This window comes from Paenibacillus polymyxa (assembly GCF_015710975.1).
Classification (GTDB): Bacteria; Bacillota; Bacilli; order Paenibacillales; family Paenibacillaceae; genus Paenibacillus; species Paenibacillus polymyxa.
Window position 1 is genome coordinate 126,163 of the sequence record NZ_CP049783.1, and the last position, 12,717, is coordinate 138,879.

General features: G+C 45.9%; 16 protein-coding genes. 1 reads left to right on the forward strand and 15 read right to left on the reverse strand.

The features are described from left to right. Window positions 1-9: 9 nt before the first annotated feature. The 12 genes from G7035_RS00645 to G7035_RS00700 form a co-directional block, all read right to left on the reverse strand. Window positions 10-1,017, reverse strand: coding sequence for an HRDC domain-containing protein (locus G7035_RS00645; RefSeq protein ID WP_019686703.1), 1,008 nt, complete (start codon window positions 1,015-1,017; stop codon window positions 10-12). 165 nt (window positions 1,018-1,182) lie between these two features. Then, entirely contained in the window at window positions 1,183-2,061 is an 879-nt protein-coding gene (locus tag G7035_RS00650) for an ROK family protein (protein WP_031463162.1), read from the reverse strand. 217 nt (window positions 2,062-2,278) lie between these two features. Beyond that, window positions 2,279-3,175 (reverse strand): 5'-3' exonuclease, encoded by an 897-nt coding sequence (locus G7035_RS00655; protein WP_019686702.1) that lies wholly within the window; start codon window positions 3,173-3,175, stop codon window positions 2,279-2,281. Window positions 3,176-3,247: 72 nt separating this feature from the next. Then, window positions 3,248-3,613 carry an arsenate reductase family protein gene (locus G7035_RS00660; RefSeq protein ID WP_019686701.1) on the reverse strand — a complete coding sequence of 122 codons (366 nt, stop codon included), beginning with the start codon at window positions 3,611-3,613 and terminating at the stop codon, window positions 3,248-3,250. Window positions 3,614-3,655: 42 nt separating this feature from the next. Then, a complete protein-coding gene (locus tag G7035_RS00665) occupies window positions 3,656-4,612 on the reverse strand; it encodes an RluA family pseudouridine synthase (RefSeq protein WP_029514950.1) in 957 nt (318 codons plus the stop codon). 21 nt (window positions 4,613-4,633) lie between these two features. After that, entirely contained in the window at window positions 4,634-5,197 is a 564-nt protein-coding gene (locus tag G7035_RS00670) for a cob(I)yrinic acid a,c-diamide adenosyltransferase (RefSeq protein ID WP_016820526.1), read from the reverse strand. Window positions 5,198-5,215: 18 nt separating this feature from the next. Next, window positions 5,216-5,785: a hypothetical protein gene (locus G7035_RS00675; protein ID WP_016820527.1), complete on the reverse strand. Its 570-nt coding sequence runs from the start codon at window positions 5,783-5,785 to the stop codon at window positions 5,216-5,218. A gap of 100 nt (window positions 5,786-5,885) precedes the next feature. Continuing rightward, window positions 5,886-6,092: an aspartyl-phosphate phosphatase Spo0E family protein gene (locus G7035_RS00680; protein WP_016820528.1), complete on the reverse strand. Its 207-nt coding sequence runs from the start codon at window positions 6,090-6,092 to the stop codon at window positions 5,886-5,888. 114 nt (window positions 6,093-6,206) lie between these two features. Further along, on the reverse strand, window positions 6,207-7,418 hold the full coding sequence (locus tag G7035_RS00685; protein ID WP_016820529.1) for an aminotransferase class I/II-fold pyridoxal phosphate-dependent enzyme: 1,212 nt from the start codon (window positions 7,416-7,418) through the stop codon (window positions 6,207-6,209). A 12-nt stretch (window positions 7,419-7,430) separates the two neighbouring features. Next, the gene (locus G7035_RS00690; RefSeq protein ID WP_019686699.1) at window positions 7,431-7,931 is read right to left on the reverse strand and encodes an Lrp/AsnC family transcriptional regulator; all 501 of its coding nucleotides are present in this window, start codon (window positions 7,929-7,931) and stop codon (window positions 7,431-7,433) included. A gap of 143 nt (window positions 7,932-8,074) precedes the next feature. Then, a complete protein-coding gene (locus tag G7035_RS00695) occupies window positions 8,075-8,458 on the reverse strand; it encodes a spore coat protein (protein WP_016820531.1) in 384 nt (127 codons plus the stop codon). 25 nt (window positions 8,459-8,483) lie between these two features. Next, a complete protein-coding gene (locus G7035_RS00700) occupies window positions 8,484-8,720 on the reverse strand; it encodes a hypothetical protein (protein ID WP_016820532.1) in 237 nt (78 codons plus the stop codon). A gap of 115 nt (window positions 8,721-8,835) precedes the next feature. Between G7035_RS00700 and G7035_RS00705 the strand changes: the two genes are divergently transcribed. Continuing rightward, on the forward strand, window positions 8,836-10,074 hold the full coding sequence (locus tag G7035_RS00705) for an NAD(P)/FAD-dependent oxidoreductase (protein WP_019686698.1): 1,239 nt from the start codon (window positions 8,836-8,838) through the stop codon (window positions 10,072-10,074). A gap of 70 nt (window positions 10,075-10,144) precedes the next feature. On the opposite strand, the gene G7035_RS00710 is transcribed toward G7035_RS00705, so the two are convergent. The 3 genes from G7035_RS00710 to G7035_RS00720 form a co-directional block, all read right to left on the reverse strand. After that, window positions 10,145-11,398, reverse strand: a complete 1,254-nt coding sequence (locus tag G7035_RS00710; RefSeq protein WP_019686697.1) for an MFS transporter — start codon at window positions 11,396-11,398, stop codon at window positions 10,145-10,147. Between the two features lie 116 nt (window positions 11,399-11,514). After that, window positions 11,515-12,222 carry a hypothetical protein gene (locus G7035_RS00715; RefSeq protein WP_016820535.1) on the reverse strand — a complete coding sequence of 236 codons (708 nt, stop codon included), beginning with the start codon at window positions 12,220-12,222 and terminating at the stop codon, window positions 11,515-11,517. Window positions 12,223-12,277: 55 nt separating this feature from the next. Next, window positions 12,278-12,691, reverse strand: a complete 414-nt coding sequence (locus G7035_RS00720) for a DUF350 domain-containing protein (protein WP_014599569.1) — start codon at window positions 12,689-12,691, stop codon at window positions 12,278-12,280. Window positions 12,692-12,717: the final 26 nt, after the last annotated feature.

Sequence of the window (12,717 nt, forward strand, 5' to 3'; positions counted from 1 at the left end):
GTCTCTATATTATCCAACATGTCGGTCAGGTACCTCCTGATGGCGGAACCGTATACGAATCAATCGCAGTCGCTCATAAATTTCATCCAGCCCTGCTTCCGTCGCTTTTTCTTCTCCATACACTTTTAGCATAATGGGCTTGAGCAGCGTATCTCCCAACTCTGCATAAGCAGACCAGATGGCTGCCTGCTCCTCCTCTGATACATGTGCCAATTCCTTGCGGATCAGCTTCTCCATATCCATTCCATCCCTATCCAAATGCTCCACAGCTTCAATCATTTCTCGACGGTGCAAGCCTGTCTTCATTCCGATATGCTCCAGTGAAAGACCGTCCGAAATGCCTTCGATAATCGCTCTAGTCAGGCTAAACTTATTCAGTTCCTGTCTGTACTGGTTTTCTTTTTGCTTGTACAGCCATGACAAAAAAACTTCTTCTTCAAGTGTCTCTGTTACCCAGTTCAGCGGAAAGGGCGTGGTCCGATCATTTTGTTTCGTAATAGCCAATAGCTCCGTCCCATATTGCGACACCTTACCCAGGCCCATACCAGGCAGTTCTAACAATTCTTCTTCGGTATGAGGAAGATAGACGCTGATGAGTCGAAGTAGTCGATTCGTAGCGATAAAATAAGGTGCTTTTCGCTCAGTTGCTGCCTTTTGCCGTCTCCACATTGTTAATTGTTCATACACCTCATCACGCGGAAACAAATCACTATAGCAATACAGCTTTTGTAGCGTTTGTCCACGTCCTGATGATCCTTCTTGCTCATGAAAAACGCCATGAATTAGAGGCCTATAGCCCTCAGCCATCTTGAGTGCCAGCTCATGACGGTATACATGCAGTAATTCCTGCCACAAACTGCCTTCATACCAAAGGTCGTCTATACTTTCATCTGGGACATGATGTGTGCTCCAGCCTGCACTCCATCCCCCTTCATGTTGTCCGATCCATACCTGCGCAAAGTCCTCGCAGCCTTCTTCATTCTGTTTGGACAAGCGGTTTAAAAATACAATCTCCATGGTTTTTCCTCCCTCATAAGGTTAAAATGACTGACTCGCACAATACACAACGCAAAAAAAAGCACCTATCCTGCGTATTCGCAAGAAAGGTGCTTCCCTTTTTGATCCGTACTATGCTGTTGCCTATATGATAACCGGACCTTGGAGTACCGTCAACCATAAATTCTAAGAATTCAGCTTTTCCTTGGCCAAAGCCAGAGCACCGCACAATCCAGCATTGTCACCCAAGCCCGGAGATACGATATATTGCTCAATTTCTGTAGTCAGACTCGGATGCTGTACGTACCCATTTAAAAGTTGTTGAAGCTTGGTACGAATGAGCGGGAACAATTGATCCTGCTTCATTACTCCGCCGCCCATAATAATTTTTTGCGGTGACAGGATTAATACATAGCTCATTAAAGCCTGGGCCAGATAATGCGCCTCCATTTCCCAGGCCGGGTGATCCACAGAAAGCTCATGCCCTTTAACCTTCCATCTTTTTTCGAGTGCTGGCCCCGCTGCCAGTCCTTCCAGACAATCTCCATGATATGGACATGTGCCCTCATAGTGATCTTCTGGATGACGACGTACCAAAATATGTCCCATTTCCGGGTGGGATAATCCATGTACCAGCTTTCCGCCAACCAAAGCACCCGCTCCGATGCCTGTACCTATTGTAATATACAGACAGTTGTCCAATCCTTTAGCCGCACCCCAAATGGACTCACCCAGTGCTGCTCCATTCACATCCGTGTCAAACCCCATAGGTACATCGAAATGCTCCTTCAGTTTGCCAATCAGATTATAATTTCCCCAATGCGGCTTTGGCGTTGTTGTAATATAACCATATGTATCACTGCCTTCGATAGGATCAATCGGTCCGAATGAGCCTACACCCAGCGCTTCAATCCCCTTGCCTTCAAAAAATGCAATGACATTCTCCATGGTTTCTGCTGGAGTCGTTGTTGGAAAGCTTGCTCTTTCCAATACCTCTCCTCGTTCATTTCCAATTCCACATACAAATTTGGTACCGCCTGCCTCAATTGCTCCCAATACTGTCATAGCTGCTGTAATCCCCTCTCCATGATCTCTCTCCATTATATTCACCTGAAACGAGCCTAAGGTCAATCCCCTTATCACAATTGTATAAAATCCTTCACATGGTTATATACCTAAGCTGAGTTAGTTGTATACAAATAAGGACACTAACGCACCAAGCGCCAGCATCCCTATATAACTTAGTCCACCTGAAATGCACAGCACAAGCCTAACAGCTTCATTATGATCCGGTTGCGACACCCATCAACGTACACAAGCTCTTCATTTCAAGCTGCTCAAACTTATCGACAATTTGCACGTGATCCAGCGTCAACAGACAGCTGTCTAAAGCACACGCAACAGGCACATCACAGTGAATTTTAGCAAGTTTGCGTGAAAGATGCAGCATATCCAAATCACTCTCGATCTTTTTACGAACCGATGGAGTCAATTGATCCAGATTTTCCAGAATGCCTTCAATGGAGTCGTACTCCTGCACCAGCTTGAGGGCCGTTTTCTCACCGATTCCGCGTACTCCCGGGTAATTGTCACTTGCATCACCCATCAAGCCTTTGAGGTCGACCACTTGGCGCGGCTTAAGCCCTTTTTCTGACAGCAGGGTCTCCGGGGTATATACCATATAATTTCCATGCCCTTTTTTCATAATAATGACTTGTGTCCGCTCATCTACCAATTGAAGTAAATCATGATCTCCCGAGAGAATCATGACATCCATATCCTCATTTTGCGAATAATGGCGTGCGAGCGTACCGATGCAATCATCCGCTTCAAAGCCTTCCGCCCCAATGTTGGGAATGCCGAGGCTGTCCGTCACTTCACGGATCAAAGTAAATTGAGGAATCAAATCATCTGGCGCGTCGGCACGGTTGCCCTTATACGCAGCAAAATGTTCCCCACGGAATGTCGTTCCACCCATATCCCAGCAGCAAATGACATGTGTAGGATTAAAGGTTTGAACTGCATCCCAAAAATATCGAATAAAACCATATATGGCGTTCGTTGGTACTCCAGTTTTTGTACGACGGATATAACCGTTTGCAGCGGTTGCATAATAAGCACGAAAAAGCAGAGCCATGCCGTCAACCAGCATTACGGATTGTTCATTGCGTTGTGTCACAGATTGTATTGCTCCCATTCATCATAATATTTAACCCTCACAGTATAACATAATGTGGGGGTAAATTGGGCTTTACTGAGCTCCCCATGTCCCCTCAAATGTTTCCTCTTTGAATCCTACGGTTACTTTATTCCCGTCAGTTACAATCGGGCGTTTAATTAATCTTCCATTCGAGGACAAAAGCGAAATTTGCTCTTCACGGCTCATGTCTCCAAGCTTATCTTTCAGCTTTAACTCTTTGTATACTTCACCGCTCGTATTGAAAAACTTTTTCAGTTCCAGCCCGCTTTTTTTTATCAAGTCTTCCAATTCCTCCGGGCCGGGCGGTTGTTCAAAAATAGGAATCAGTTCCGTCTCATGCCCCTTGTTTTGCAGCCATTTCACTGCATTACGACAGGTGCTGCATTTAGAATACTGGTATACTTTCAGTTGGCTCATCGCTAGATTAACCTCCATTTGGTTTCAATCTTTGTTGAATATTTATTCTGGATATTGAGCCCTTAACAGCTCTTGCATTCCGATCATATCATCCGGTAGAGGAGCACAAAACGTCATTCGCTCCCCGGTCACAGGGTGCACCAAGGATAATTCTGAAGCATGCAGGGCTTGTCGAGGCATCTTGGCATCAAGCTGATCATATCGCTCACGTTGCACAGCGTCATCGGGTGTAATCCGGTACATTTTGTCTCCGATCAACGGGCATCCGATATATGTCATGTGAACCCGAATTTGGTGCGTACGTCCGGATTCCAATTTTAAACCGATGCGGCTTCCTCTGCTCCACACTTCCTCCAGCTTATATAGCGTAAGAGCAGGATAACCATCCGGGGTCACCATGCGCAAATGCGGATTATCCGGATTGCGGTCAATCGGTCCGTCCACCCTGCCTTCCTGCTGCTCAGGGCGTCCATGCACCAAAGCTGTATAGCGCTTGTCCACCGTTCCCGCAATCATCTGTTCGGAAATATGCTGGTGAACATACGGATTTTTAGCTACAACTAGCACGCCCGTCGTCTCATGATCAAGACGATGAACAGGACGAAACCGAAACAGCTCCCCCTTGGCCTGCCAATAATGCACAACCCCGTTAGCCAGCGTCCCTGTGTAGTGACCATGAGTCGGATGGACAACCATGCCCGCCGCCTTGTTCACTACTAACAGATGTTCATCCTCAAACAAAATCTCAAAAGGAATGGGTTCGGGTAAAATATCGTCGGAACGCTCGCGCTCCATGCGAATCTCTACTCGATCCCCGGACTTTACCTTTACGCTAATATACACACGTATCCCGTTCAGCATAATCCCCTGTTCGGTCAGCTTGAGTTTGGATATGAGCTTACGAGAAATGTTCATACGTTTTTGGAGAATGGTCTTCAACAACATGCCCTCCTCCTCAGGAGGGATCATATATACGATAGGTTCATAGTACAAGCTCATCACAAATTCCCGATTGCCTCCTTATTTGCGGAACACTTTTTTGCTGCGCACATATTCGACATCGGGCACACCCTGACGCACATTCGCTGTGCGAGCCACAACAAAGAAGTAATCGGACAGGCGGTTCAAATACCGACGTACCGCAGGATTGATATCTGTGTGCTTACCTAGTGTAACCGCACGGCGTTCCGCGCGTCGGCAAACCGTGCGGCAAACATGAAGCGTCGAAGATAATGTGCTGCCTCCCGGGATAATAAAGCGCTCCACCTTTGGATTTTCCTCCTGGCATGCATCAATCCAGCCTTCCAGCCGCTCTGCCAGCTCGTCTTTGACCTTATATTTACTTTCACTGATTTTAACAAACGCCAAATCTGAACCACAATCGAACAGCTCCTGCTGTATTTCTTCCAATTGAGTCCGAATGTCCGCAAACTTTTCCCCTTCGGCAAAGCTGATCGCTTGTCCTACAAAGCTGTTCAGCTCGTCAATGGTACCGTACGCCTCCACACGGTCGTCATCTTTAGACACTCGACCGCCGATCACAGAAGTTTGTCCTTCATCACCTGTTCTGGTATAAATCCCCATACTTTTTCATCCCCTTTATCATTCTGTGAGTGCTTTCAGCACCTTGATGGCTTCTTCCTTATTGCTTGTGCGTGGCGGTACGGTAGCAAATAATGTGTTTGAGTTATATTTTAGGTCCTTAAACATCTTCATCTGCTCCACCGGAATTCCGAACAAATGAGTTTCCTTGATGACATCCGTTCCTTCTTCCCCTTGCTCCTTTTTCTTAAATACGCCGCCTTCGAATACACCCCGGGCATATGTCTTCTTGTCAAAGGCATCATCTAAGGGTAGATTCGAACCATTTTGTCCATACAACTTCATGTCCTCTTCCGGCAAAAGAAACAAATCATGTTCTCCGGCCGCATATTCTACGACCAGCTTCTGCTGATTATACAGTGGGCTGACTGAAATCTCGATTGTCGGAGCCTGTTCGCCCAGCTTATCCTTAAGCTTTTGTGCCAGCTCGTCACGAATGACTGAAGCATCCCCTTTATCCATAATAAATATGGAGAAGCTGTCCTTGTCTCGCCCCCCACATCCAGCCAATAGTACAAGTGCTATGATTCCGATGATCCATGGCGATAGCCTTTTTAGCCCTGCTTTCATCTGTACGCCCCCTCTTCCATGCCACTAATATATCATAAGTTGTGAACGCAAAAAAAGAAGGCCCTGCGGCCTTCTTCGTAGCTATGGTGACTTCACACAGTTACACTCTGCATTCCGTACCGTACAGCTTCATGTATTCATTGATTTTCAAATCTAGTTTGCAGCTAATCTCGATGACAAGATCAGAGGTCAAGGACTGCTCTTCCTGAAACGTCCGCATCATCTCATTGCGCAGGAACAAAATTTCATCTTCCAGGGAAATGTCGTATCCTATTGAACTCGGAGAATTATATCCAACATATGACATGAGCACTCCTCCTGTAATTGAAAAATTGAACTTCCTGCTTCCGATTTCAAATTATAGCATAGAAATTTAGAAATAAAAGACTATTTTCTATGAATTACCCATAAAAAAATAAATTTAACCTTCTTTTTTCACTTTTTCTACAAAATGACCAATTCGATCCAAAGCTTCCGTAAGCTGAGTGACAGAAGTCGCGTATGAGCAACGAAGATACCCTTCGCCTCCCAAACCAAACACATTGCCCGGTACAGCCGCAACTTTGGCCTCTGCCAGTAGGCGCTGTGCAAATTCATCCGAGCTGAGGCCTGTGCTTTGAATACTCGGGAAAACGTAAAAAGCCCCTCTTGGCTCGTGGCATTCCAGACCAATGTCACGGAATCCCTCAACCATCAGACGACGACGCTGATTATAGGCTTCTACCATTCGATCTTTTTCACCCATACCATTTCGCAAGCCTTCCAAGGCTGCAACTTGGCCCATAGAGGGCGCACACATGACGGTGTACTGATGGATTTTGAGCATAGCAGCAATCAAATCAGGATGCCCGCAAGTATATCCAATACGCCAGCCAGTCATGGCGAAGGCTTTGGAAAAACCACTGACGAGAATCGTACGATCCATCATACCCGGTACCGAAGCAAAGCTGACGTGCTTATCGCCATAATTCAATTCGGCATAGATTTCATCAGAGATGACGATCAAATCATGTTTTTCCACGATTTCCGCAATCGGAAGCCAATCTTCATAAGTCATCGTAGCACCGGTCGGGTTGCTCGGATAGCATAAAATTAGCACCTTGGATTTAGGTGTAATTTTGGCCTCCAGCGCCTCAGCCGTCAGCTTAAACTCGTCCTTGGCAAACGTTTCAATGCCGACCGGAATCCCGCCTCCAATCGAAGTGATTGGAGAATAGGAGATGTAACACGGCTCAGGCACGAGAATTTCATCACCAGGTACAATTAAGGCGCGCAACGCAAGATCAATCGCCTCGCTACCTCCAACTGTTACGATAATCTCATTTTTAGGATCATAGCGGACGTCAAATTGCTCATTCAGATACTCACTAATCGCTTCACGCAGTTCTGGCGTTCCCGCATTAGATGTATAGCTGGTGAAGCCTCGCTCCAATGAATAGACACAGGCTTCCCGCATGTGCCAAGGGGTTGTAAAATCTGGTTCGCCTACCCCCAGGGTAATAATGTCCTTGTTACCACCCACCAGGTCAAAAAACTTACGAATACCCGATGATGGGATCTCGCGTACCAATGGGGATAAATAAGAACTCATGGCTTTGTTGCTGTCGGTAAATGCTTCTGTTTTGAGATTCATCATGATCTTCCTTTACGGCGAAATCATCAGACGATTATCTTCCTCATGGTTCTCAAAGATAATTCCGTCCTGCTTGTATTTTTTAAGCGTAAAATTAGTCTTGGTAGACAAAACCGAGTCAATAGGCGACAGTTTCTCCGACACAAAATTAGCGACTTCACGGAGGTTTCGGCCCTCCACCTCTACCAGCAAGTCGTATGCTCCGGACATGAGATAAACAGATTTAACTTGCGGATACAAATAAATCCGCTCTGCAATCCCTTCAAATCCTCTTCCACGCTCAGGTGTAATCTGTACTTCAATCAAAGCGGTAACCTTTTCGTCATCAACTTTGTCCCAATTGACTACAGCGGCGTACTTGACAATCACATGTTGATCTTCGAGCTCTTTAATTGAGGTGCGTACATCCTGCTCGTCAACCCCCAGCAAAGTAGCCAACAAAGTCGGTGTTCTTCTTGCATCTTCTTTTAACAATTCCAGTACTTTTAATTTCAATTCATTCAGCTCTGTCATTCTACATAAGGCCTCCATCGAAAGAGATTACTATACATCATACAATACGCACTTTAAACCTGCAAAGAAAAACCGTCCTCCCCGGTAAACCCGGCAGACGGACGGCTGTTATGGGAAATTGCTTCAAAAACGGAAAATCCCGTTTACATATAATAAGGGTTACTTTGGTGAGTAGACTGGCCTTGATGCATAGGCTGGCCATATGCTCTGGCGGATGATGACTTCTGCTGAATGAACTGTTGGCATTCCTGTTGGGTCTTGCGAGCTTCTTGAATCTGTTTGTCCAAATCAATGCGCAGTGCTTTCGTTGGGGCGGCGTACATATTGTTCTGGCTCATTAGATGATACAAATCACCTTGCATACGCAATGTATCATTCGTAAGGTCGGTGAACATCTGACGCACAGACGGACAATTGGATTCTGTCGTCGCTGTTGTGTACTCGCGTACTGTACGTTTCATATCAGCAAGAATGCTATAGAGCAAATCCTCTTCGGGCATAAATGACATATTGTTTTGTGAATACATCCTGTCAAACCTCCTTTTGTAGTAATTACTGCTGCGGTTGCATAGGAGCAAGCTGTTGATGTTGTTGAAGAGCATTGAAAAGTACATTCAAGTGGTGCTCATGAGTTTTCGCCAGTTGCAAACAGGCTTGTTGAATGGCAGGCTGCTGAATAGACGCCGCTGTTGCCGCACATTGTTTTAACAGGAGTTCCTCATTGGAAATGGAGTCAACGATGTACTCCAGTTCTTTGCCTGACAAGGGTTGCATGTTCATAGATTGCATAGTCTTTTTGTCCCTCCTTAAATGTTTTGTTGCACGCTGGTTATCTTGTCCGTTTGGCGAAATACTATGTACACATAAGAGATACTACATATTGCCTATGGGGAGTGCTATTTATATGGAATTAATAAGCGGGAATACGTATTGGCCGAGTACCTTGGAGCAAACGCTGGATTTTCCTCCTTTAGCTGAGGATATAAATTGTGATGTACTAATCATCGGCGGCGGGATGGGTGGATCCCTCTGCTCCCGGTTATTGGGAGAACGACAGGTCGACACTGTACTTATTGACAAGCGAAGGCTGGTACATGGAAGTTCTTCAGCCAATACTGGATTGCTGCAATATAGCAATGACAAGACTTTAACCTCTTTTATTAACACGTTTGGCGAGACCAACGGCGTACTGTTTTACCGTATGTGTAGGGATGCTCTGAATCAGCTAGATCAACTGGCTGCCACACTGGACAGAGACCCTTCCTTTATTCGCCGCAGCAGCCTGTACTACGCAAGTACTGCAGAGGATGTGCAGGTGCTGCAGGAAGAATACAAACAGTTAACCCGTTTTGGATTTCCAGTGGAATACTGGGATGAGCACCAGGTTGCTGCCCGATTTCCATTTCGAAAACCAGCAGCCTTGTATACGCACGAAGATGCCGAGGTTAATCCATTTTTGTTTGCCCAGGGACTGCTGCAATCTGCCAGCCGTCTCGGTGTTCGCTTATATGAGCATACAGAAGCTAAGCATTTTGAATTCAAAGAGAATGAGGTCGTTTGTCATGCCAATGGCCGGATGATCCGTGCAAAAAAAGTTGTTTTTGCAACAGGTTATGAAACTCAAGAGATTAAAACAGATCGCGGAGCCGTGCTAGAAAGCTCTTACGCTATCGCCACCAATCCAATCGGAGAGGCGCCTTTATGGCATGAACAGTGTCTGATCTGGGAAACTGCTCGTCCTTATCTATATATGCGCTCAACACAGGAAGGGCGCATCATCATTGGTGGTTTGGATGAACCTGTACTGGTTGCCAAGCAGCGCGAAATCAGGCTGTTGCACCAACAGCACAAGCTGCTGCAAGCACTACAGGAACATTTTCCCGGTGTCCCCTTTCAAATCGATTATGCTTGGGCGGCTGTATTCGGCTCTTCTCACGACGGCTTGCCGTATATTGGTCCACATCCGCGTTTTCCTAACTGCTACTTTTTGGAGGGTTACGGGGGAAATGGGACGGTTACGAGCATGGTGGCCGCACAGCTATTGGCTGATGAACTGACGGGCACACACCGACCTGAAATGGAGCTTTTTTCTCTGACCCGTCCCACCAAACCCTCGCCTGAGACAACAGAACCGATGATTTAAATGTGATACAAAAAGACCTCCTTTTCCTATATCAACGGATTTGGAGGCTCTTTTGTATTGAATTTTTCAATTATTCGGTTTGCTTGTGCAAGCGTCGTGCATGGGAATGAGACTTGCTTTGCTTCGTTTTTTGTTCCATTTTCAGCACACTTCGCATAAAAACCCATCCAATCACTGGCATTAATGCCAGCCCAATCAACAACCAGATCATCGCTGTAGGAGCCTTGCTGATACTTAGGACACCCAAGAAAATGAGTGTTCCTGTCAACCGACCTATCATTAAGCATAGTTCGCGCAGTACAACCAGTTCCACTCTCTGATTAGCATCTCCTTCACTCGTACCCATTAGATCAAAGCTCGCAGAGATCATAGGAATTAAATACAAGGGCATGAACAAAGCGGTGCCAATCCCCATAATCAGCAGCGTGCTATACTCCATACGCCACAATAATGGTAAAAGCGCGATCACCAACAGCACGGCACCCAACAACATACCAGCCGAGCGATAGTGTGGCTTGAGCCATTTTCCGACAGCCCAAAAGCTGAAAAATGAAACCCCCGATGTAATAAGTGAAAACTGTGCTAGCTTCCATTCCTGTTGAGTAACTACATACACGAGCAGCGTAATCAGGAAAGCAAACACTCCCTCACGGATGCCCTGTGTAACAAGTGATAACGACAACAGACGCCACATACTTCCTTTTTGTGACAAACGCTGCTTAGGCTCTTTCCAATTGTACTTTCCTGTCGGTTTACGCTTGCGAAGAAAGAAACTTAGCACCACTCCTACGACATAAAAGGCCAAAGAAATACTGAATATCACGCGATAACCCGCGTCATCCTCCATACGCGCAATAATCCAACCAGAGAGCCAAGGACCCACTATACCGGAAAACGAGCCCAGCAGACCCACCCATCCGTTAAAATGATCACGGCTTGCCTGATCCGTGACTTCGAAAAAAATGACATTAAACGCTAGCCAAAATAAACCTAAGGCTGCACCCAACAACATTCCGAGCGGCCATATGTAGTTTACAGCCTGCGGTCCTGTATACAACACGATGAGATAAAATAAGCCGGACAATGCGGTTCCCACGCGCAGGGCATTCATTTTATTATGTTCCTTGACCCACTTTCCAGCTACCCAGACCATAATTCCCAGCGCAATTTGTTGACTGACATTAAACCAGCCAATCATCGCGTAATCCTGCCTGCTTTTCCACAAATACACATTAAGAAATGTGCCGGACAATGCTGCTGCAAACACAAACAATCCATTCAAGCTTAATAGCAGAATGGATTGTCCGTTCAGGTTTGATTTCAATGCAGTTCCCCCTAACGGAAAAATCACCAATCAGCTTATTACGAGTCAGCTTGTTCAAAGATTTCTTTGATTTAACATGCCCGTATTGAGATGGGACCTATCCGGGGAATTGCCATTTAATTATTGGAAATACCGCTGAGCTTCTCCAGCATTCGCAGTCGGTCATTCTCTGACAAAGTCTGCTGAACATGGAAGCAGCTAGGACACACATAAACATTCAAGACGAACGGCAAGTCCAGAACAGGTTTGCCGAGCACCGGAGACATCGATGGTTCGAAGCCCTCTCTGGTTACGGTTTGTGAACCCGCATGCAGCATATACTCTCCACATTGGGAACATTCAAGAACCTCATCTTGTCTGTCGAGTAATTGTTCAGCACCTTGCTCATAAGCCATTAGATCCGCACCGCTTTCTTCGAATTTTTGTAAAGTATGCAGCACAGGCAGCTTATGAAGCTCATTATCCTGCAATAACGGTGCATCAGCTGGCTTTTCAGATACGATTTCATCCTCTGCCTCGTATAAAATATCCTGCTCCTCATCATCGCCGAGCTGAATACTTAATGTACGATAACCCTTGAGGTCTTCTTTTCCATGAGCGCCGAGCGCCGGACTTACAGAAACCGCATGATCGTGTGTCGCATCTTCATGCCCATCCGTATGTCTGTGAACAGATGGAGAAACAGACTCAGACTCCTCTTCGTCATCGGCTATGTCTGAGTATCCTTTCAGATCATTATGGCAATAAGGACACTCTTCTTCAGGTCCTAATTCTTCATCCCAAATAATTTCCATGTTACACCATGGACAAATAGTCATTTCCAAGCTTTATCATCCTTCCGTTCCGAAGCGTATACCAAGCTTTAGTATACAGGATGTGTCAAGTTACACTCGCACCAATCACATACGATAACGATATTGAAATAATCATAGAGAACAAGCCGACCGCACGGTTATCTTCTTTAATCTCTTGATCGATAGAAAATACCGGTGTCAGAAATTCAAAAAGAAAGTACGCCGCAAGTAGCAGTAAAAAACCAACGAATGACCAGATCATCGTATCATATACGCTGGATTTAGCCTCCATCGCAAAGCGGAGCACGTTGCAAATACCAAACATTTTCCCACCCGTTGCCATGGCTACCGAAACATTGCCTCGCTTGATCTCTTCCCAGCATTTATAACGGGTTACCAGCTCAAAGCAGGACAAAAATACAATCAACTCCAGCACCGCCACGGAGAAATAACCCAGCATCATCCCCAACGGATGTGATAGCAATTCATCAATCGCCATCTTCACCTCGTCCCTCCCGTTCTACC